At 64.7% G+C, this 21,680-nt stretch carries 18 protein-coding genes; 15 read left to right on the top strand and 3 right to left on the bottom strand.

Annotated elements, in window-relative coordinates; translation table 11 throughout:
• The first annotated feature begins 27 nt into the window (after positions 1-27).
• Both ACULPM_RS06765 and ACULPM_RS06760 read left to right on the top strand, forming a co-directional pair.
• Complete coding sequence (locus tag ACULPM_RS06765; protein ID WP_445331553.1) at positions 28-1,320, top strand: recombinase family protein; 1,293 nt, start codon at positions 28-30, stop codon at positions 1,318-1,320.
• A gap of 128 nt (positions 1,321-1,448) precedes the next feature.
• Complete coding sequence (locus tag ACULPM_RS06760; protein ID WP_445331552.1) at positions 1,449-3,374, top strand: Spy0128 family protein; 1,926 nt, start codon at positions 1,449-1,451, stop codon at positions 3,372-3,374.
• Positions 3,375-3,627: 253 nt separating this feature from the next.
• Here the strand turns inward: ACULPM_RS06760 and ACULPM_RS06755 are convergent, their stop codons facing one another.
• Positions 3,628-5,850: a MucBP domain-containing protein gene (locus ACULPM_RS06755; RefSeq protein WP_445331551.1), complete on the bottom strand. Its 2,223-nt coding sequence runs from the start codon at positions 5,848-5,850 to the stop codon at positions 3,628-3,630.
• A gap of 300 nt (positions 5,851-6,150) precedes the next feature.
• Here ACULPM_RS06755 and ACULPM_RS06750 point away from each other — a divergent pair, with 300 nt between their 5' ends.
• From ACULPM_RS06750 to ACULPM_RS06735, 4 genes are all read left to right on the top strand, one after another.
• Positions 6,151-7,911, top strand: coding sequence for an ABC transporter ATP-binding protein (locus ACULPM_RS06750; protein ID WP_445331550.1), 1,761 nt, complete (start codon positions 6,151-6,153; stop codon positions 7,909-7,911).
• 529 nt (positions 7,912-8,440) lie between these two features.
• Positions 8,441-9,238 carry a hypothetical protein gene (locus ACULPM_RS06745; RefSeq protein ID WP_167930468.1) on the top strand — a complete coding sequence of 266 codons (798 nt, stop codon included), beginning with the start codon at positions 8,441-8,443 and terminating at the stop codon, positions 9,236-9,238.
• 260 nt (positions 9,239-9,498) lie between these two features.
• Positions 9,499-9,963, top strand: a complete 465-nt coding sequence (locus ACULPM_RS06740; protein WP_445331548.1) for an LPXTG cell wall anchor domain-containing protein — start codon at positions 9,499-9,501, stop codon at positions 9,961-9,963.
• Positions 9,964-10,193: 230 nt separating this feature from the next.
• Positions 10,194-11,882 (top strand): DUF6273 domain-containing protein, encoded by a 1,689-nt coding sequence (locus tag ACULPM_RS06735; RefSeq protein WP_445331547.1) that lies wholly within the window; start codon positions 10,194-10,196, stop codon positions 11,880-11,882.
• A 181-nt stretch (positions 11,883-12,063) separates the two neighbouring features.
• Here the strand turns inward: ACULPM_RS06735 and ACULPM_RS06730 are convergent, their stop codons facing one another.
• Positions 12,064-12,939: a pyridoxamine kinase gene (locus tag ACULPM_RS06730; RefSeq protein ID WP_445331546.1), complete on the bottom strand. Its 876-nt coding sequence runs from the start codon at positions 12,937-12,939 to the stop codon at positions 12,064-12,066.
• 313 nt (positions 12,940-13,252) lie between these two features.
• Here ACULPM_RS06730 and ACULPM_RS06725 point away from each other — a divergent pair, with 313 nt between their 5' ends.
• The 7 genes from ACULPM_RS06725 to purN all read left to right on the top strand — a co-directional run bounded on the left by ACULPM_RS06725 (position 13,253) and on the right by purN (position 18,838).
• Entirely contained in the window at positions 13,253-13,561 is a 309-nt protein-coding gene (locus ACULPM_RS06725) for a BrnT family toxin (protein ID WP_445331545.1), read from the top strand.
• Positions 13,512-13,886 carry a type II toxin-antitoxin system BrnA family antitoxin gene (gene brnA, locus ACULPM_RS06720; RefSeq protein WP_167930473.1) on the top strand — a complete coding sequence of 125 codons (375 nt, stop codon included), beginning with the start codon at positions 13,512-13,514 and terminating at the stop codon, positions 13,884-13,886. The genes ACULPM_RS06725 and brnA overlap by 50 nt, the downstream gene beginning before the upstream one ends.
• Positions 13,887-13,971: 85 nt before the next feature.
• On the top strand, positions 13,972-14,433 hold the full coding sequence (purE, locus tag ACULPM_RS06715) for a 5-(carboxyamino)imidazole ribonucleotide mutase (protein ID WP_445331544.1): 462 nt from the start codon (positions 13,972-13,974) through the stop codon (positions 14,431-14,433).
• 12 nt (positions 14,434-14,445) lie between these two features.
• Positions 14,446-15,555, top strand: coding sequence for a class B sortase (locus ACULPM_RS06710; RefSeq protein WP_445331543.1), 1,110 nt, complete (start codon positions 14,446-14,448; stop codon positions 15,553-15,555).
• Positions 15,556-15,606: 51 nt separating this feature from the next.
• Positions 15,607-17,106 (top strand): amidophosphoribosyltransferase, encoded by a 1,500-nt coding sequence (gene purF / locus ACULPM_RS06705; RefSeq protein ID WP_445331542.1) that lies wholly within the window; start codon positions 15,607-15,609, stop codon positions 17,104-17,106.
• 36 nt (positions 17,107-17,142) lie between these two features.
• Positions 17,143-18,234 (top strand): phosphoribosylformylglycinamidine cyclo-ligase, encoded by a 1,092-nt coding sequence (purM, locus tag ACULPM_RS06700; RefSeq protein WP_445331541.1) that lies wholly within the window; start codon positions 17,143-17,145, stop codon positions 18,232-18,234.
• Positions 18,224-18,838, top strand: a complete 615-nt coding sequence (gene purN, locus ACULPM_RS06695; protein WP_445331540.1) for a phosphoribosylglycinamide formyltransferase — start codon at positions 18,224-18,226, stop codon at positions 18,836-18,838. Before purM ends, purN begins: the two co-directional genes overlap by 11 nt.
• A 336-nt stretch (positions 18,839-19,174) precedes the next feature.
• On the opposite strand, the gene rlmD is transcribed toward purN, so the two are convergent.
• Positions 19,175-20,341 carry a 23S rRNA (uracil(1939)-C(5))-methyltransferase RlmD gene (gene rlmD, locus ACULPM_RS06690; protein WP_445331539.1) on the bottom strand — a complete coding sequence of 389 codons (1,167 nt, stop codon included), beginning with the start codon at positions 20,339-20,341 and terminating at the stop codon, positions 19,175-19,177.
• Positions 20,342-20,482: 141 nt separating this feature from the next.
• Between rlmD and ACULPM_RS06685 the strand changes: the two genes are divergently transcribed.
• Positions 20,483-21,502 carry an SPFH domain-containing protein gene (locus ACULPM_RS06685; RefSeq protein ID WP_445331538.1) on the top strand — a complete coding sequence of 340 codons (1,020 nt, stop codon included), beginning with the start codon at positions 20,483-20,485 and terminating at the stop codon, positions 21,500-21,502.
• Between the two features lie 15 nt (positions 21,503-21,517).
• A partial coding sequence (locus ACULPM_RS06680) for an Arc family DNA binding domain-containing protein (protein ID WP_445332326.1) occupies positions 21,518-21,680 on the top strand: 163 nt, incomplete at its 3' end.

The raw sequence follows: 21,680 nt of genomic DNA, 5'->3' as shown, positions 1-21,680 counted from the left end.
AGTAAGTCTGAAAAAGCTCAAAAGGGAGTGCGTTTTATCGCTGTCAACGACAATGTGGACAGCGCAAACGGCGGCATGGACAACGATTTTACCCCTCTGCGAAATCTGTTCAACGAATGGCTGGTGAGAGATACGAGCAAGAAAATCAAAGCAGTAAAACGAGCAAAAGGCATGAGCGGCAAGCCCGTTACCAGCAAGCCGGTCTATGGCTATCTCATGGACGAGGACGAGAACTATCTCGTTGACGAGGAAACCGCGCCGGTTGTCCAGCAGATATACCAGCTTTGCCTTGCCGGGAATGGCCCGACCAAGATTGCCCGTATGCTTACGGAGCAGCAAATCCCTACGCCGGGAACGCTGGAATACCGCAGGACGGGCAGCACCCGCCGCTACCACCCCGGCTATGAGTGCAAATGGGCGACGAACACCGTTGTTCATATCCTCGAAAACCGGGAGTACACCGGCTGTCTGGTAAACTTCAAGACGGAGAAGCCCTCTTACAAGGTCAAGCACAGTGTAGAGAACCCCGTAGAGAAGCAGGCCATTTTTGAGAACCACCATGAGCCTATCATAGACCGGGAAACATGGGAGCGCGTGCAGGAGTTACGCAAGCAGCGCAAACGCCCGAACCGCTATGATGAAGTGGGGCTGTTCTCCGGTATGCTGTTCTGCGCCGACTGCGGTCATGTGATGTACCAGCAGCGGTATCAGAACAAGAACCGCAAGCAGGACTGTTACATCTGCGGCAGCTACAAGAAGCGCACCCGCGACTGTACGGCGCACTTTATCCGCACCGACCTGTTGACCGCCGGTGTCCTCTCCAATCTCCGGCAAGTGACCGAATACGCCGCCAAGCACGAGAGCCGCTTTGTGAAGCTGCTTATCCAGCAGAACGAGATCGGCGGCAAGAGAAAGACCGCCGCAGCCACCAAGCAGCTTGAACAGGCGCAGGAGCGCATTGCCGAAGTGAGCCGCATTATCAAGCGGCTGTATGAGGACAATGTGAACGGCAAAATCAGCGACGAGCGTTTCATGGAACTGTCGGCAGACTATGAGCAGGAACAGCGGGAACTGAAAGACCGCGCCGCCGCTTTGCAGGCCGAACTGGACAAGTCGCAGGCCGCCACCGTCAACGCGGAAAAGTTTATGGGTATCGTCCGAAAGCACCTTGCCTTTGAGGAACTTACCCCCACCCTCTTGCGGGAAATGATTGAGAAAATCGTCGTGCATGAGTGTAGCTATGACGAGAACGGCACCCGCAGGCAGGACATTGAGATTTATTACAGCTTTGTCGGCAAGATTGACTTGCCCGAAGCCTAACGCCCGACCTATCCGACACAATGGCCAAGTGCCGGATAGGAACGGCAAAATTTTTTACACTTCTATTACTTCTTTATCACACATAAGCAAAGGAGCAGGGCATCAACATCGGCCATAAGCTCCTCTTCATGTACTCCACGAGAGGGGAGAGCGGCATCAACGAGTGGCATGCCGGCAGGCCGTATCTCGGAATCGTCCAGAGGACCCTGGACGAGAACGGCTACCCTCGTCTTTCCGAGCAGTATGGCGGGGAGTCCCTCGCGTACCTGTTCGACGGAAGCGACGAGTCGAGCGGCCAGCCGGGAAAGGCGGTCTATCCCAACGCGACGGGCCTCTTCCAGCTAGATGGCGACGGGTATTACCACTTTGACTCCCAGAAGGAGTTCGCATCGTTCGATCCGCTCTCCGGAACGTTCCGCGTCTATGACACGTGGGGCGTCAAAGCGTCAAAGCTGCTCTCGTCCAACCACGACGGGCAGTTCTTCCCATTCGACCGTGCCGAGACGGTGTTTGACGTCGCCGACGGCTCTCTGGTGCAGAAGGACGTGACGCCCACCACGACGAACCTCAGCACGGAGACAAACCCGTCACCCTCGCTCAACCACTGGTTCGGCATGAAGGTCACCTCCGAGGTCTATCAGCGCGAGGGTGGGACGGTCGGCGGCAAGCCCATCACCTACGAGCTCACCGGAGACGACGACGTGTGGGTCTTCATCGATGGTGTTCTCGTGGCTGACATGGGCGGCATTCACGGCGCACGCTCCATTCAGATCAGCCTTCAGACGGGCTCTGTCAACGTCTTCGAAGACAGAAACGGGGACGGCACGTGGCAGCAGGGGGAGCCGCGCTATAACAACTCAAGCACCGATACGCTCCGGGAGTGCTTCCGCGCCGCAGGGTGCGAGGATGCCACGAGCTGGCAGGGCGACACCTTCGCGGACGAGACCGAGCACACGGTCAAGCTCTTCTATCTCGAGCGCGGCAGCGGCTCCTCCAACCTCAAGATGCGCTTCAACCTGGCTGCCGACCCCGACCCCGCGCCGCGCGCGGCGATGCGCCTGGTCAAGACGCTCACGGGTGCGGATATCCAGGACGGGTTCTTCTCGGCGGCGCTCACTCCCGTGACGTCCGATACGGCGACGGCTGCGGAGGCAGCGCAGAAGCTCGGCGGCGTGGACGCAGAGACGGGCGAGAAGAACGTCAGCTTCCCGGCGGCCGCGCGCAACGAGGACGGTGTGGCAACCTCTTCCGTTGACCTTCTCTCCGACGCGGAGTTCGGCGCCGACGACGTGGGCAAGACGTTTGCCTACGAGGTGCGCGAGCTCGAGCCCGACCCCGTGCCGACGGGCTATACCTACGACGCCTCCTCCTACCGCCTGGGCATCTCCGTGACGCGCTCCGGTGCCGTCATCTCCGTGACTGAGCGACTGAGCGACGAGGGCGGGGACGTCATAGCGGAGGCCAGCTATACCAACGAGGCCGACTCTCGTCAGACCCCCGTCACCGTGACGTTTGAGAACGCGTATGCTCCGCTCCCAACGGGCATCGTCCTGCGCGCCGCGAAGGTCCTCGACGGTCGGGAGCTCCGGGCGGACGAGTTCACGTTTGAGCTCCGCGAGGGAGGCGTGGTCCTGGACACGCAGACCAATGCGGCTGACGGTAGCGTGACTTTTGACCGAATCGCCTACGACCAGCCGGGCGAGCATGACTATCAGATCGTCGAGGTACCCGGAGACGAGAAGGGCGTCACCTACGACGATAGCGTCTATACCGTCCACGTGAGCGTTGTGGATGACGTGAGCCGGGGCTCACTCGTTGCTACGTGGTCGTACGGCACCGGCGGCGCGCCCGTCTTCCACAACGCCTACTCCGAGCCCACGCCGTCTGCAGACGGCGGGGCGGATCACGCGTCGACTTCCTCCGGACAGGCCGCCGCGGCCCCCGCCGCTCATCCCATTCCCGACACGGGGGATGCCACCACGCCCACGGTCCTTCTCGTTCTTCTCGCGCTCGGCGTCGCTGCCTTTGTTGTCGCACGGAGGCTGAGCCGCTGATAGGATTTCCCTTGCCAGGTGGCATAAGAAGTGGGCGGCCGGTTCCGGATGGCGGGGAACCGGCCGCCCTTTGCAAGGGGGTGTCAGGTGTTTGCGGGTCAGCGGCGGCTGGTACTCCCTTCCGCATCAAATCTGTCCGCGTCGTTTTGGCACTTTTGGGCGTTCAGAAGGGCCGCAAAGTGCCAAAAAACCGCGGCCAGATTTGATGTCGGCGCCGCGAGCCCGAAGCCGGGGCGAGAAGAACGTCCGCGCGTCAGCCTCGCCTGCGAAGCGCGCCGCCGAGAAGCGCAACGACAGTGCCGGAGGCTCCGAGCACGAAGGCCGCCCCGGCGGGTTCGCCGGTGTTGGGCAGCGGCTTCTTTCCGCGCTTCTTGACGGCCTGACCCGTGTTGCCGGTCGGCGTGCCGCCGTTCTTCTCGCCGCCCTTTCCTCCGTCGGGCGTCGGCTTGGTGTCCGGCTGCTTCTTCTTTGCGTACTCGTAGGTGACCGTCGTCGTTCCCTCTACGATCGATCCGCGCGCGTTCTGCGGCGTGACCACGAGCTCATACCCGTCGAAGCTGCCGGGCTGGGTCTCGTATCCCTCGCCCACGGCGTGCTGTGAGGCGGCATCGTCCGTCAGTGGCGCGCCCGTGTCGTGGTCGACGTGGCGGACGACGAGGCTCCCGTACGTGATGGGCACATACTCGAGCACCACGATCTGCGGTTCGTTGGCAAAGGTGCCGTGCATGGGGGCAAAGTCCGGAGAGGCGGAGTCAAACGCATAGCCCTCGAACTGCTTCTTGAGCGCCTCCGCGTCGTAGGGCTCGCCGGCGGCTCCGGTGAGGATCTCAGGGTCGGCGAGGTAGTTCTCGGTTCCCTTCACGCGATAGCGTACCGTCACGCGGCTGCCCTTCGTGGAGCCCGTCACCTTGCCGTCGGGGATGTCCGTCTTGATGTTGATGGACGAGCCCGTATGGGAGTTGGAGTCGGCGGCCTTGCTCTTCTCAAAGGTGATGGGAGGGCACTGCTTGCCTTCTGCCACGTCCTCGCTCGTGCAGGTGGGAATCTCCTGGATGTAGTAGGAGGCGGCGTTCCAGTAGAGCGGGTTGTTCTCGTTGTTCACGAACTTGGAGTCGCGTACCGGCTTCATGCTGTATGCGATCCGGTAGCGTCCTCCGACCCCGTCCTGCACGTTGTTGGGAAGGTTCTGGATGACGATCTTGAAGCCCATGCCCACGACGCCCGCGTTGTCCGCCGTGGAGAGCCCGGAGCTGCCTCCGGCCGTCGTCTCGTCGATGAGCTTCTGCTGCTCAGCCGTGAGCTGCTGGCCGGCCGGCACGGTGACGAGGATGTTCTGCGGGGTGGAGACGGGGCTGATCGAGGTCTGGTACTCCTCGGGCAGCGCGCGGCGCTCGCCCGGGTAGCGCGGGTCGAGGTGCGTGATGGGGTGCGAGACCTCCTCGTAGGTGGCCTGCCTCGTCTGCTCCTGCCCCTCGCGGTCGGCGAGGAAGTAGATGTCGTACATCCAGATCTGGAAGTCGCCCACCTCGGCGGTCGAGGGGTCGGTGGTGCCCTTGGTGACGTTGTAGTAGGGGGTCGCGGTGTAGGTGGTGTACGCCGAGGCCCCGTAGATGTCGCTGCCGACCATGTTGTAGAGCTTGAACTCGCGGTCCCAGCGCATGTTGACGTCCGGCGTGTCGTACACGACGAGCTCGTTCACCGGGGAGAGCAGGGTGTTGATGGCCAGCTCGTAGAAGAGCGTGCCGTCGGGCTGCAGGCCGCCGCGGTACTTGCTCATGTAGGCGCTCGTGGGCGCCGAACCCTGCGGCTCGAGCGCGCGCAGCGTCATCTGCTGGTCAGTCTTCTGTCCGTTGACGGTCAGATGGTACGTCACGTCGACGTACCTGCGCCCCTCGGGCGTCTCGTGGATGCGATCGGAGTCCCCGTGGTTTGCAAACCACTCGTAGATGTAGCGCGCGCTGCGCGTGAACGGGATGGACGAGAAGACGCAGCGCACCTCCGACTTGCCCTCCGCTGCCTCGGTGAAGGTCAGGGTGAGGGTGTTGCTGTCCGACCAGGCTATGGTGGCGATCTCCTCGTCGGTCTCGTCGTCGAGGACGGTGCGGAACTCCGCCTTGTCGCTGTTGTAGACGTACCAGAACCTGCTGGCGAAGGAGTCGTCCGGGACCAGGCCAAAGGAGAAGGTGTCCCCTGCCTTGAGCGGCGCGCTCGGGTCGTGCGCGATGGTGAGCGTCGCGGAGAGGCCGATGTCCGAGTTGAAGCCGCCCTTCTCGGGGGTGTAGCCACTGTCCGGGGAGAGGAGGTTGTCATAGCCGCCACCCCGCGCCGCCACGTCCGTGAGGTTGGCGACGCTGCCGATCTCTGCGGCGTGCGCCGCTCGCGGAGCGGCCAGCGTCCCGGCCGCCGCCACGAGCGAAAGTGCGAGAAGAACCACCGCCCCCAATGCCGTTGTTCTGTGTTTGAGTCGTGTTTTCATGGCAATCCTTTCAGTGGGCTTGTAGGTGCCAGAAAGGATAGATGGCGACGCAGGGTCGTCTGCCAGCCTCGTTTCTGCAGGAGGCCCAGTTGGAGCTCTGGGCGGCCTGGCTTACCGGAGTCTTACCGCATGGTTACCGGCAGCTGCGTGCCACAGCCTATCGTGGGAGTTGCATCTTCCCTCCCTGTCGCGCCGCCGCTCCCTCGTTCCAAGCTGGGCGGCGGCGCGATCCCCACGCGCGCAAACCGCCGGTGCTACCCTTTTCTACGCACGATTCGCACCGACCGCCAAGGAAGTTCCATGCCCACCAAGCACCGCTCCCTCTTCCGCTCGTTCCTCTCGTACTACCGTGGACAGCGGCACCTGTTTGTCATCGACATCATCGCCGCCGTGACGGTGGCGGCAATCGACCTCGCCTTCCCGCAGATCCTGCGCTCGCTCACGGGCGGCCTCTTTACCGAGGGCTCGGATGCCATCATGGGCGCGCTCGCCTATCTTGCCGTGGGGCTCGTGTGCATGTACGCACTGCGCTTCGTCTGTCGTTACTTCGTGATCTTCTGGGGTCACGTGATGGGCGCGCGCATGGAGAGCCGCATGCGCGAGGACCTCTTCGACGCCTACGAGCGCATGAGCTTCTCGTACTTCGACCACCACAAGTCAGGTGACCTCATGAGCCGCCTGGTCTCGGACCTCTTTGACATCTCCGAGGCCGCGCACCACGGGCCGGAGTTCATCCTCATCGGCATCGTGGAGGTCGCGGGCTCGTTTGTGATTCTCTCCACTATCAACCTGCCGCTCACGGGCGTGCTCGCGCTCATCGCGTGCCTGCTCGTGGTCTACAACGTGTACGCAAACTGGCAGATGCGCGCCGTCTACACCGAGAATCGCGTCCGCATCTCCGGCGTGAACAGCCGTCTCGAGGACTCCCTCGCCGGCGTGCGCGTGGTCAAGAGCTTTGCCGCCGAGGACGTGGAGCGCGACAAGTTCCGTCGCAGCAACAACGCCTATCTCGACTCAAAGACGCGCATGTACCGGGCCATGGGCCGCTACCAGGCGGCCATCGCGGTGATGATGGGCGCTCTCAACACGGCCGTCGTGGTCTTTGGCGGCTGGCTGATCGCAAACGGTCAGATGCAGGCCATCGACCTTGCCACCTACGCGCTTTACATCTCGCTCTTCACCACGCCCATCACGAGCATCCTGGACTTCACGGAGACGTTCCAGAAGGCAATCGCCGGGTTCAGGCGCTTCCGCGAGGTGCTGGACACCCAGCCCGACATCCAGGACAAGCCCGGTGCCCCGGAGCTGCGCGTCACCAAGGGGGCGGTCAGCTACCATGACGTCTGCTTCGCCTACCCCGGGGCGCATGGCGAGAAGGACGACGTGGTCATCCGCGGCCTCAACCTGGACATCGCGCCCGGCAAGACGATCGCGCTCGTTGGCCCCTCCGGAGGTGGCAAGTCCACCACGTGCTCGCTGCTGCCGCGCTTCTATGATGTTGACTCTGGGTCCATCACCATCGACGGCCAGGACGTGCGCGACGTCACTCAGCGGAGCCTGCGCGAGGCGATTGGTCTCGTGCAGCAGGACGTCTACCTGTTCGACGGAACCATCGCGGAGAACATCGCGTATGGAAGCCCGGACGCGACCATCGAGGAGATTCGCGACGCCGCGCGCAAGGCCAACATCGCCGAGTTCGTGGAGAGTCTGCCGGATGGCTATGAGACCGAGGTCGGCGAGCGCGGCAGCCACCTCTCTGGCGGTCAAAAGCAGCGCATCGCCATCGCGCGCGTCTTCCTCAAGAACCCGCCGATCCTCATCTTCGACGAGGCCACGTCCGCGTTGGACAACGAGTCCGAGCAGGCCGTCCAGGAGTCCCTGGCCGAGCTCGCGCGCGGGCGGACCACGCTGGTGATCGCCCACCGTCTCTCCACCATCAAGGGCGCGGACGAGATCGTCACCATGGAGGGAGGACGCGTCTCCGAGCGCGGCACCCACGAGGAGCTCCTCGCCCGCGGCGGGACCTACGCACGCTACTACGCCATGCAGTTCGCGGGATAACCGGGGGTCGCGGCCGCGAGTCCCAATATCCCGCTCCCCATGCCAGCGCCGCCCCCACGAGTGACGCGTATTGGACGGACGGGGCCTTCCGAAGGGGCCCATCCGTCCAATATGCGTCACTCGTGGGGGCGGCGCCTGTGCACCTGCTCAGCAATTGCTTGCTTAATGCTGTTTCGCGCGGCAGTTACCTGTTGCCGAAAGAAGGAGAGAAGATCGTGTCAATACGCATGTGACCTCCGTTTTCCTTTTTTTCCTAATTTTTCCTTTTTTCCCTATTTAGTCAAGTGGCGGGGTGATTCGTCATTCTAGTAATCAGGCTTCTGCATAGAGATTGATCGCAGAAGTCTGGCATGGGCCGTAGCCTGGCCAAGATGACCCACGACGTCTGCCCGTCGGGCTATTCTGGACCTTCTGCCAGCGCGGGACGGCTCGGGACAGCTCATGACGCGAGGGCGTATACTGACACAAGGGCTATTCTGACCGCGCGCTGCCTTCTTGGCCGCCTGGTCCTGCGACGGGGAAGAGAGAGATGGCAAAGAAACGCGAGATCGCGCGTATCCAGAAGGGTGCGCTTTCGCCTGACGAGGCCGAGGCGCTGTTTGCGACCGTCGACCACACCGGTCACTCCGACGAGGAGCGCGCCCGTCGCCAGCGCGCTCACCGCAAGGAGAAGGGCGTCTCGCTCGACATCGACCCCCTGTCTGAGGAGGACCCCTCCGGCTCCAACGTCGGCAAGGTCATTACCAAGACCGCCGTGTCTTTCGTGGTGATCTTCCTGGCGCTTGTGGTTGTGGGCCAGGTTGCCTTTGGCTTCATCCGCCGAGCCAACACGTCTAACCTCACGGAGAGCGTCACCGTGCGCACCGTTGCCTCCGCGCTGCGCGGCGGCGTGGAGTGGGGCAACGGCTTCACGCAGTTCCCGGAGGACTTCTCCGTCCAGGAGGCGGACGAGAACACCGGTCGCGTCGAGGTCACCGTCACGGACACGAGCTCTGAGAACGCGCTCGAGTGCTTTGCCGGCTCCGGCGTCCAGGCCCAGGCCTTCGCGGTCAACTGCCTGCTCAACCCCAACATCAACACTGTCGTGTATCACGTCAACGTGCATATGAGCGAGGACGGGCAGATTCAGCAGTCCGCGCTCTTCGGCTTCCTCAAGCCCACGGGGGACGTGACGTCGTACATCACCTACGTGTGGACCAAGACGCAGTCCGCGGACGGCGTCCAGCTCTCGCTCCACATCACGGGCCTCGACGAGTCCATCCAGGGCGAGCTGCGCGATAAGATTACGACGTCCTTCACGCCGGTCCAGATTCTAAGCGGCAACTAGGGCGGCTGAGCGTCAAGGGAGGGGCGCGCCGTGATATGACGGCGCGCCCCTTTTACGTTTCAAGCCCCCCTCTTCGGGCGGGTCGGGAAAATTAATCCGCCCTTTAGGCACCTCCCAAAAAGGCCAACTGGGAAAACGTCATCTTTGGGGGTCCAGAGGGCGGATTAATTTTGGAGCAGAGGCCGCTACCCGTCCATGCGGCGCTCGCGAGCCCACTCGGCGGCGCTTGCAAGGGCCGAGAAGAGCGAGCGCCGCTTTCCGTGCCGCGATGGAGCGTCAGCGCGACTTGCGTCTTCAGGCCATGTTGCCAGCGCCTCCCTGAGGCCGGTGGTCGTGTATCGCCTCTTCTGATCTGCGTTGAGTCCGCGGACGAGCAGCTCGGCGAGCCCACGGGCGTTGCCATCAAGCCATGTGGGGACCTCGGGGCACTCTTCGAGTATGCCGAGTACGACTTCGCCTCTCCCGTGACGGGCGACCTTGTCCTCTACGCCTCCTACGTCAAGAACGCCGAGCCGAGCGTTCCTGAGCAGGATCAGCCGGCAGCTCCCGCGCCCAGCGACGAGGTGAGCCCGGAGCAGGCCAAGGCGGACGCCGCCGCTGAGGCTGAGGCCAACGTCCCCGAGACTGGTGACGTCACCAACGCCACCGCTGTTGCGGGCATCGGCGTCGCCGGTCTTGTCGCCGCAGCCGCCAGCTTCTTCCTCCGTCGTCGCAACGAGCAGTAAGCTGCTCTCACAGAGCTGACGACTCGCAAGGGCCGCACGGGTTCCCGTTCCCGTGCGGTCCTTTTCTCTTGGCGGTCCTCGGTTTTCCGCCCTTGGCGGTCGGTTGGCAACGCGCCCCTCAACGGCCCCTTTATACGGCACCGTCTATCGACGGTCTGCGACGTTCTAATACTTCCCTAACCTCTGTCGTGTTAACGTAAAAGCTTGGAGAGCTAGGGAAGGGACCCAACGTGAAGTGCAAGAAGTGCGGTGAGGAGCTGCCCGAGAAGGCTCGTTTCTGCCCCGGATGCGGTGCCCCGGTCGAAGAGGTGCCGGCACCCAAGAAACTCGAGGAACCCCTCGACCCCATGGCTGCCGGCGCGGTGCCGCTGGTGCCCGTCGCTCCGCCGCCTCGCGCGGTGCGCGTGACGCCGCGCATCCCGCGCCCGTACATCCCCCACAGCAGCCAGAGCGCCTCTCGTCGCTCGCCCTACACGCACTACAACGCCTCCTATGACGCGCTGCGTCCTGAGGAGAGTGCCGCGGCGAGGCGGACGCTCCGGGAGCGCGCGGCGTCCGCCTCGTCCGCGTCGCAGGAGCCTCCGGTGAAGGAGCAGGAGGCGGTCGACGTCCCGAAGACGGTGGAAGCCGCCGAGGCAGCCCCCGCCGAGACGCTGGACGCCGAGAAGACCGTCGACTTCGCCATGCCCTCCGGCGCGGCTCCCGCCGTCTCCGAGCCTGAGCCCGAGCTCCAGCAGGAGCTGCAGGACCTTCCCGGTCTGGATGACGCCCCTTCCGCTGAGCTTGATGACACGTCGAGCATTCAGTTCCAGCCTGCGGTCGACGCCCTGCCTGACTTCGAGCCCGCTTCCGCCGTCGTTGATGATGCGCCGGCCTCGTCGTTCCCGACGGAGGCCTTCGACCGCGTGAGGGACGGCGCCGCGCGCGTGAGCGACCGCATGAAGAGCTTCCAGCCCGATCGCCGCATCGTTCTCGGCGTCTGCGCGGCCATCGCCGCTGTTCTCGTTGGCGGCGTGTGCTATGCGGTTGCTACGAGCTGGCTGGGGCCGTTCGCCCCGAAGGACGAGCCCGCGCCCCCGGTCGAGCAGCCCTCAACCGAGCCGGTCGAGACGCTCGAGCCCCCGGAGGAGCAAGAGGAGGAGCCCGCGCCGGAGGAGGGAGCTCCCGAGGTCCGCGCCACCTTCGCCGACTACTCGTGGGAGGAGCTCTCACAGATCTCTGCGCTCATCGCCGGTGCGTCGAGCGATGACGAGGGGCTTGAGATTGCCGCCCAGTACAACCTATGCGACGCCTCGGGCCGACTCAACATCGAGAACACCAAGGACCTGGCGCTTGCCGACGGCACCGTCGTCCCCGTGACCATCGCCGGGTTCCGACACGACGACAAGGCCGACGGATCGGGCGTCGCCGGCATCAGCTTCGTTACTCGTGCGTCTGTTGGCACCCAGCCGCTCAATGCCTCTGGCGAGGCGGTCCTGTGGGAGCAGACCACCCTGCGCTCGTGGCTCAACCAGTCCCTCATGGGCCAGCTGCCCGAGGACCTTTCCGCCGCCATCGTGCCCGTGAGCAAGGTCAGCAACAACCCCGCCAGCGTGGGCGGTGGCCAGTCCATCACGGCCGAGAGCATCTGGATCCCCTCGTGCTCCGAGCTTTCCGGGGATGTTGCCGCGCAGACCACTAACGGCGACTACGCCGGGTACCAGATGGAGGGCTCGCAGTACCAGGTCTATTCCGACGCCGGCGTGACGTGGAACGACGGCTTTGACTATCTGCGTCTGAGTAGCGGGTCGGACTGGTGGCTCCGCACGCCTGAGCCGAGCGCCGGCATGTACTACATGACCGTCACGCCGGAGGGCAGCCCGCACTACTATCGCAACGGCGGGCGTGAGCTGGCCGTTGTCGTGGGGTTCTGCCTCTAAGGCATAGCTGAACGCCTTGTTGCCGCCCGCGAGATCGTTCGGGTCCCGCGGGCGGCAACGTCGCATAACCCGACAAAACGAGCGAAAAACGCCCTGAAATGTCAGGTTATGCGACCTTGAAAAGAAGAGCCCCGCCTCTAGGGGCGGGGCTGGGTGACGTGTTTTGTCCGGAATCGGCGTGTTATGCGAGAAGTGCGGTCACGTCTCCGAGCACGCTCTCAAAGCTGACGCCGCGGACCTGATAGTCGGGCTGCTCCGGCGTGATCTCCATTGCGTGACGGACGAGGCTTCCGGCAAACTCGACGGCGGAGAGCAGGTTCTTTCCGGCGTAAATGGCCGCGGTGAGGCCAGACGCAAAGAGGTCGCCCGTTCCGTGGAGCATGTAGGGGAGCAGCTCGCTCGAGACCTCCTCGACGTCCCCGCCCGCCACGCTCACGTAGTTGCGGATGATGCTCTCGCCCTCGTGGACAACGCCCTTGAGCACCACGGACTTCGCTCCCATGCCAAGGAGCGCGTCCATCATGCCCCCGATATAGCCCTCGTCGACGTCCTGTCCCGCATAGGCGATGCCGGTGAGGATCGAGGCCTCGGTGAGGTTGGGCGTGAGCACGTCGGCGCCGTCCACCAGGCCCTTCATGGCCTCGCACATCTCATCGGTATAGGTGGGGTACTTGGAGCCGCCGTCGCCCATCACCGGGTCCACGATGCGGAGCGCCTTGGGGTACTCGCGATAGAGGCGCAGGATGGCGTCAACCTGCTCGGCTGAGCCTAGGAAGCCCGAGTAGATGCCGTCGAGCTCGATGCCCTCCTCGCGCCAGGCGTCGAGGTACTCGGTGAGCATGGGCGTGGTGTCGTGCATGTAGAACTTGGGGAAGCGCGTGTGCGCAGAGAAGAGCGACGTGGGCACGGGGCACACGTCGATGCCGGCGGCCGAGAGCACGGGGATGGCCACTCCGAGCGAGCACTTGCCGTAGCCGCACAGGTCGTGAACGGCCGCGACGCGCGGCAGGTAGCCGCCCTCGCGCTGGTAGAGGTACAGATTGCTGGCGTTGTTCATGGGATTCTCCTTTGTCCGCGGACTGATGGACCAGCGTACGCAGGCAAGGATAGACCTTTTTTCGCCGCGCGGCGCGCTGATGTCCCAATTGCCCAGTCTCTTATCGCCAATGTGCGCGCGGTGTGGAGGAAAGATTGCCGATTCAATTCCGGACGGTTCTCCGCAGGGGTTCCTGCCAGCAGGAAGTCAGGTGGCGTGACAGCTGCGTGAGAGGTTGGTGGAAGCTTCGGGAAAGTGCCCTCTGCTAGGGTGGGCGCCATAAGCGCATCGAATCAATACCAAATCAATATCTTTGCTATAGTGGGGAGGAGCGATGAGGCCAAAGGATTTTGAGTGGGACCCGGAGAAGAGCAGGAAGAACTTCGAGAAGCACGGAATTGATTTCGTGGCGGCACAGGCGCTCTGGAATCGGCCAGTCCTGCAGAAGCCGACCAAGCCAGGAAGCGATGACGAGCGCTATGCGGTGTTCGGAATAATCGGTGGGATTCATTGGACGGCGATTGTCACCTATCGCAAACAGCACGTGTGCATCATATCGGTAAGGCGTTCGAGGAAGAAGGAGGTTGAGGCATATGATCGTTTCAAAGGATGGCAAGAGAAAGATAACCGTCGAAGAGTTTGACGAGATGTTCGACAACGGCGAGGACATCAGTGACTTCTTGGACGATGAGAACGCCAAGTGGATTGAGCCCGACCCGGACGCAATCTTCATAACTACGCTTACCAAGAAGATCAACCTCGATCTGCCCATACACATGGTCAAGCAGATCGACGAGCAGGCGCGTCGGTGCGGCCAGCCCCGCCAGAGCCTGCTCAGGACGTGGATCTGGGAGCGCCTGCGCGAGGAGCAGGAGCGCGATCTTCGCCTGGGAATTCCGCCCCTGAAGGTAGAGCCGTCAGTGATCGTCCAGGACCCCAGGAAGGAGACCGCGGAGAAGCAGGCGTGACCGTGTGTCCGCGCCCTTGCGCCCGTGGTCGCTCGCTGCCGGTCGCGTATACTGGGGGAGCGAAAAACCAACCGAGAGGAGCATCATGGCAGACCAGCCGCTCGTGGGAATCATCATGGGTTCCAAGTCAGACCTGCCCACCATGGAAGGGTGCACCAAGCAGCTCGAGGAGCTGGGCGTTCCGTACGAGCTGGTCATCGCCAGCGCGCACCGCAACCCCGACAAGGTCCACGAGTGGGCGGGGTCCGCTGCCGATCGCGGCCTCAAGGTCATCATCGCCGCCGCCGGCAAGGCCGCGCACCTTGGCGGCGTCGTTGCGGCCTTCACACCGCTGCCCATCATCGGCGTGCCGATGAAGACCTCCGACCTCGGCGGCATGGACTCGCTGCTCTCCATGGTCCAGATGCCCTCCGGCGTGCCGGTGGCCTGCGTCGCCATCAACGGCGCCAAGAACGCCGCCATCTACGCCACGCAGATCCTCGGCGCCACCATGCCCGAGTATCGCGAGAAGATCGTCGAGTTCAAGCGTCAGATGGCCGAGGCCTAAGGAGAGCCACACATGGCGTCTCACTTCAAGCAGCCCGAAGGGACCGACCAGCGGGGGTTCGCCCGTTCTTCTCGCCCGTCGCCGAGGTCGGCTCATGTCGCGCCTCGATACGCGACGGACGATGACGCGTCCCGGCGCCTGCGCACCCGCCGCGGCGGCGACGAGTCATACCACGCTCCGGTGGGCAACCCGCACGCCGCGGGCATGCCGCGAGCGAGCGAGGGGTTCGTCTCCGTGGTGTCCGATCCTGGTGGGTCGTCCCGTGGGCATGACCGTCGGCGCAGAGAGCCGCACTTCGTCGAGACCGATCCATACGACCTTTCTGGGCGCCGGAGCCGGGACCCCAAGAAGCGCGTGGCGCGGGTGCTCTCGGTCATCCTGTTCGTGGTGGGCATCGGTCTGATTGCCGCCGCGGCCGGCATGTTCATCTACAACCAGTGGCAGTACGGCGAGCAGGACCGCATCAACGAGGAGCTTGCCGAGTACGCCACCCTCTCGGACGACGGCTCGACCGCCCCGCAGGTCGACTGGGAGGGCCTCAAGGCCGTGAACGGAGACGTGGTCGGCTGGGTGCAGATTCCGGGCACGGGGGTCAACTACCCGGTCTATCAGGCACAGGATAACGAGAAGTACCTGCATACCAGCGCAGAGGGGACGTACTCCCTCGGTGGTCAGGTCTTCCTGGACTACGAGAACGCAAAGCCGGGCATGGCCGACGCCCAGACAATCGTCTATGGCCACCACCTGCGCAACGGCTCCATGTTCAAGCCGGTCTCCGACATGCAGGACCAGCAGGTGTTCGACAGCGTCTCAACCGTCTGGTACGTGACGGAGGAGGCGAGCTACGAGCTCGAGCCGCTGTTCATCTACCAGACCACCGCTGATGACACCAACGTCCGCCAGTTCAACTTTGGCTCAACGGACGAGCTGCACGCCTACCTCTCCGGCCTGCTGGGCCAGGCGGTGGCGAGCCGGGGCGACGCCGCCCAGGTTATCAACGGGATGACCAAGGCGCTCTCGCTCTGTACCTGCTACTACGAGGACAGCGACAAGGGCCGCGTCATCCTCGTGTGTGCGCTCAAGTCCGAGGCCGCGGCGGCGACGGCAGCCGCGGGCGAGTAAGGGGGAAGGGTGACGACGCTCTCTGGGGACACCCTCGCGACGAGGGGCGAGATGCCCCAGCCTACCGATTGCCCTGACGACAAGCTGCACGAGGAGTGCGGCGTCTTTGGCGTCTGGGCTCCGGGGCGTGACGTCGCGCGCATGACGTACTTCGCCCTGCGCGCCCTGCAGCACCGTGGCCAGGAGTCCGCCGGAATCGCCGTGGGCGACGGGCGGACGGTTCTTATCCGCAAGGACCTCGGCCTCGTGACGCAGGTGTTCTCCGACGCCGACCTCGCGGCGATGCCGGGCAAGGTGGCCTGCGGGCACTGCCGGTACGGCACCGCGGGGGCCAAGGGGTGGGAGTCGGCGCAGCCGCATCTCTCCACCATCAACGACGTCATCATCGCGCTCGCGCACAACGGGACGCTCGTCAACTTTGACAGCCTCCGCCGCGAGCTCATCGAGATGGGAATCCCCTTCCGGTCGAGCACGGACTCGGAGGTCGCTGCCAAGCTCATCGGATACTTCACGCAGCGCGCCGGCCGCCTGCGCACGGGCATCGCGCACACGATGCGCATGCTCGAGGGCGGGTACGCCATGGTGCTGGTGCGCGAGAACGCGCTCTACGCGTTCCGCGACCCGCATGGCATCCGCCCGCTCGTCCTGGGGCGGCTGGGCGATGACGGCTGGGTCGTGGCGAGCGAGACGTGCGCGCTCGACATCTCGGGAGCGACGTTCGTGCGAGAGATCGAGCCCGGCGAGATCGTCCGCATCTCGGAGGACGGCCTGCGCTCCGAGCGCGGCTGCGAGTCGGGGTGTCGCGCCGACTGCATCTTCGAGCACGTGTACTTCTCGCGTCCCGACTCCGTGAAGGACGGCTCGAGCTTCTACCTCATGCGCCACAACATGGGTCGCAGGCTCGCTCGGGAGACGCCCGTCAATGCCGACCTCGTGATCTCCGTGCCGGACTCGGGCACGCCTGCCGCCGAGGGGTTTGCGCAGGAGCTGGGAATCCCCTTCGGGACCGGGCTCATCAAGAACCGCTACGTGGCGCGCACCTTCATCCAGCCCACGCCCGAGCTGCGACAGATGGGCGTTCGCCTGAAGCTCAACGCCCTGCCGGACGTGGTGCGTGGCAAGCGACTGGTGATGGTCGACGACTCCATCGTCCGCGGCACCACCTCGCGACAGATCGTGCGCATGCTCAAGGCGGCGGGCGCAACCGAGGTGCACGTCCGCTCGGCCTCCCCCATGGTCACGTGGCCCTGCTTCTACGGCATCGACACGGCGAACCAGGACCAGCTCATCGCCGCCAACATGTCGCTCGAGGAGATTCGCGCCTACATCGAGGCGGACTCGGTGGGCTTCCTCTCCATCGAGGGGCTGCTCGACTGCGTCCCGCAGGGCGGCTACTGCAAGGCGTGCTTTACCGGGGAGTACCCCGTGGAGATACCCCGCTCGTTCTGGGAGGACAAGTTCCTGCCCGGGTACGAGCCCAATAACCTTGAGGCGGCGTCTGCGACCTCGCATATGCCGCTTGAAGAAGCGGAGCAATGCCTGAACGCCTAGGGACGGCCCCGGGCGATTGTGGCGGAAAGGAGCGAGATGGCCGAGAACACCAAGCATGTGAGCTATGCGGATGCCGGCGTCGACACGGCCGAGGGGGCCCGTGCCGTCGACGCGATCAAGGCCGCCGTGGCAACGACCAACCGACCGGAGGTCATCGGTGGCCTCGGGGGGTTTGGGTCGTGCTTCTCGGCCGCGGCGCTCAAGGACATGGAGGAGCCGATCCTGGTCTCCGGCACCGACGGAGTGGGCACCAAGCTCGCCATTGCGCAGCTGCTCGACCGTCATGAGACGGTGGGCGAGGACCTCGTGGCGATGTGCGTTGACGACGTGGTACCCATCGGCGCCGAGCCGCTGTTCTTCCTCGACTACGTTGCCATTGGCAGGCTGCGTGCCGAGCACGTGGCCAAGATCGTGGGCGGCATTGCCGAGGGCTGCCGCAAGTCCGGATGCGCGCTCGTGGGCGGCGAGATGGCCGAGCACCCGGGCGTCATGGCCGAGGGCGACTATGACCTCGCCGGCTTCGTCGTGGGCGTGGTGGACCGGCCCAAGATGATCGGCCCCGACAAGGTGCGCGAGGGCGACGTGATTCTCGGCCTGCCGAGCTCTGGCATCCACTCCAACGGCTACTCGCTCGTGCGCAAGGTTGCCATCGAGGGCAAGACCGTGGAGGAGCTGGAGACCCCGCTGCCCGAGCTGGGCGGTGAGTCGCTCGCCGACGCCGTGATGCGCCCGACCACGATCTACGCCGGCGGCCTGCTCAAGGCGCTGCGCGCCGGTGCCCCCATCCACGCGATGGCCCACATCACCGGCGGCGGCATCACCGAGAACCTCGACCGCGCCATGCCGGAGGGCCTTGACGCGCTCGTGTATCGCGGGGGAGCGTCCGGCCCTGCCTGGGGCATCCCGCCCGTCATCACCTACATGATCAACGCCGCCGAGCTCACGCTCGAGGAGGCGTACCGCACGTTCAACATGGGCGTGGGCATGAGCATCATCTGCGCCGCCGAGGACAAGGACGCCGTGATGTTGGCGCTCGTGGACGCGGGGTTTGCGCCGTTCGTCATGGGCGAGGTCATCGCCGGTGCGCCGGGCGAGAAGGGGAAGGTCGTGTACGACGATGAGCGTTAGGATTGGTGTTCTCATCTCGGGCAGCGGCACCAACCTGCAGGCCCTCATCGACCGGATTGCCGACGGCTCGCTCGACGCCTCCATCGAGCTCGTGGTGAGCTCGCGCCCGAGCGCCTATGGCCTCAAGCGCGCGGAGGCCGCAGGCATCCAGACGCTCACGCTCTCCAAGGACGTGTACGCCGACCCGGAGCAGGCCGACGAGATCATCGCCGCCGAGCTCAAGCGCCACGGCGTCGAGTACGTCATCATGGCGGGCTACATGCGCAAGGTGCACGACCCCATCCTGGCGTCGTTCCCCAACCGCGTGGTCAACCTGCATCCCGCCCTGCTGCCGAGCTTCCCGGGTGCGCACGCCATCCAGGACGCCTATGACCGCGGCGTCAAGGTCACCGGCGTGACCGTGCACTTCGCGAACGCGGACTACGACGCCGGCCCCATCATCGCGCAGAGCGCGCTTCCGGTGGAGGAGGGCTGGTCGGTCGATGAGCTCGAGGAGCACATCCACGAGATTGAGCACGAGCTCTATCCTGAGGTCGTGGGCCTCATCTCCGCCGGCCGCGTTCATGTGAGGGACAACGGGACCGTGGCCATTGACCCCGAGTAGGCGCCGCTCGCCAGACTTCCGCGCGGGCCGTCACCAGTTCGGTGGCGGCCCGCGCCGTATTGAGCGGCTGCCATCTCCGTGCAATCGGCGGGATAGTGGGAAGAATTCGGCCGCCGTCCTGCAATCGGCGGGATAGTGGGAAGCCCTTTTCGGCTGCCATCGCCCTTTCTCTTGATAGAAATTGATTCAGATTTGAATATCTGCAGATAGCTCAGGCGTTGATACGTGACCCGTCCCCGGAAAAGCTTCCCACTATCCTGCCGATTGCAGGACGGCAGCGAATTTCTTCCCACTATCCGCCTGATTGCACGCCTTCGCCCCTAGCTGAGGGAAGGCCTAGCGGCGAACCAGCACGGCGACGCTCTCCACGTGCTTGGTGTGGGGGAACATGTCGACCGGGGTCACGCGCTCAATCCGGTATCCCAGCGAGCGAAGCACCTCCACGTCGCGTGCCTGCGTCACAACATTGCAGGAAACGTAGACGATGCGTTCCGGCGCAAGGTCCGCCGCGCCGCCAAGGAACTCCGGAGTGCTCCCGGCGCGCGGGGGATCCATGATGATGGCGTCGAAACGCTCGTTGCGTCCGCGGCCGGCCATCCATTCCGTGGCGTCGGCCGCCACGAACGCGCTCTGTCTCTCGACGCGGTTTGCCTGGGCGTTGCGCCTCGCGCAGGATACGGCGGCGGCAACTCGCTCGACTCCGACGATCTGCAGCCCAGGCCGTCGCGCCGCCGCGCAGATGCCGATGGTTCCCGTTCCGCAGTACGCGTCGAGCACGTGGCCTGCGTCGCCGACCCCTTCGATTGCCAGCTGGTAGAGCACCTCGGTCTGCTGAGGGTTGGTCTGGTAGAAGCTCGTGGGGCCGATCTCAAAACGGCACCCAAGCAGCTCGTCGTGCATGATGCCGGGCCCGTAGAGCGTGTGACACAGGCGACCGAGAATGGCGTTTGTCCTGCGGTCGTTCACGTTCTGCACGATGGTCGTGACCTCGGGACAGGCCGCCCGCAGCTCGCTCACCAGGCGTTCGCGGTTCCTGAGCTCGTCCACGCGCGTCACCAGCACGAGCATCACGTCATCGGTCGCGTATCCGCAGCGCACGACGGCGTGGCGCAGTACGCCGGTGCCGCGGTCCTCGTCGTAGGGCGGAATGTGCATCCTCTCAGCGACCCTGGCAACGGCGTTCAGGATGCGCCGGGCTCGTCGATCCTCCACGAGGCAGTCGGAGCACGGCACGATCCGATGCGTTCCCGCCGCGTAGAATCCGCTCAGCACGCGTCCGCGTGGCGCATGGGCAAACGGGGTCGCTGCCTTGTGGCGGTAGTGCAGCGGCTCCTCCATGCCGCGGATGTCCTCGAGTGCGCCGCCGTCGGCAAGGACCATCTCGTTGAGGAGCTCCCTGACCTGCTCCTGCTTGCGCCGGAGCTGTATGGGGTAGGGGACCGCGAGCCACTCGCAGCCTCCGCAGTCGCGCGAAATGGGGCAGGTGTACGTCTTGTATCCCATACGGACCAGTATACCTACCGTTCGCCGATATGCGCCTCAGTCGTTCGCGACAGGCTTGCAAAGAAACCAATGTGATATCACAATGACCTCAGTCGAGGACGCTCACCAAGGGGCGTGCCCGTCACCAGGAAAGGAACTGCAATGACCGTAGAGAAGCAGGCCCGCGCCGCGTCCGGCTGGCCCATGCTCTTCGTCACCCTCGTCGCCTATGCCGCCGCCATCTGGGGCATGATTCAGGGCATCGTCATCCTCGCCACCGCCGAGGAGGCCGGCGTGCCCGCGCCCGCCGCGGGGCCCGCGCTGCTCGTGGGCGGCATCGTGCTGCTCATCGTGGCCATCATCGTCAGCTGCGGCTTCTTCTCGCTTCAGCCCGGCCAGGCCCGCGTGCTCGTGCTCTTTGGCAACTACGTGGGCACCGTCCGCGAGTCCGGCTTCTACTGGGTGAACCCCTTCTACAGCCACAGCCTGGGCTCGGACGGCACCGGCGCCTCCATCGACGTCAGCCTGGAGGAGGGCACCCCGTCCGTGAAGGCGGCCGCGGCCGCCAAGGCGCTCTCCACCAAGGTCTCCCTGCGCGCACGCACGCTCAACGGCGACCGCCTCAAGGTCAACGACAAGATGGGCAACCCCATCGAGATCGCGACCGTCGTGGTCTGGCACGTGGCAGACACCGCCAAGGCCCTCTTCGACGTGGACCACTACCCCAGCTACGTGGCCATGCAGACCGAGACCGCCCTGCGCCATGTGGCCAGCGTCTACGCCTACGACCACATGGAGGACGACGACGCCTCCAACCAGTCCATCACACTGCGCTCCAACATCGAGGAGGTCTCCGAGTCCCTCAAGGAGGAGCTCGACCGTCGCCTCGCCCCGGCCGGCGTCTCCGTGGACGACGCCCGCCTCACGCACCTCGCCTACGCGCCGGAGATTGCCCAGGCGATGCTGCGCCGCCAGCAGGCCGAGGCCATCATCGCCGCGCGCAAGAAGATCGTCGAGGGCGCGGTCTCCATGGTGGACATGGCGCTCAAGGAGCTCTCTGACGGTGGCGTGGTGGAGTTCGACGACGACCGCAAGGCCGTGATGGCCTCCAACCTGATGGTCGTCCTCTGCGGCGAGTCCGAGGCCCAGCCCGTCCTCAACACCGGCTCCCTCTACCAGTAGGCTGGCGAGAAGGACGTGGCCGCGCGCAAGCAATATCCCCTGCGTATAGACCCAGAGGTCTGGGCCGCGGTGGAGCGCTGGGCCGCCGATGAGATGCGCAGCGCCAACGGCCAGGTCGAGTGGATCCTGGGCGACATTCCGCGCCGCGCCAGAAGCCCCCCCAAGAAGGGAGAGAAAA

This window comes from Thermophilibacter sp. ZX-H3 (genome assembly GCF_052599055.1).
The sequence above is the reverse complement of the archived record's forward strand: the minus strand, read 5'-3'. Positions and strand labels throughout refer to the sequence as shown.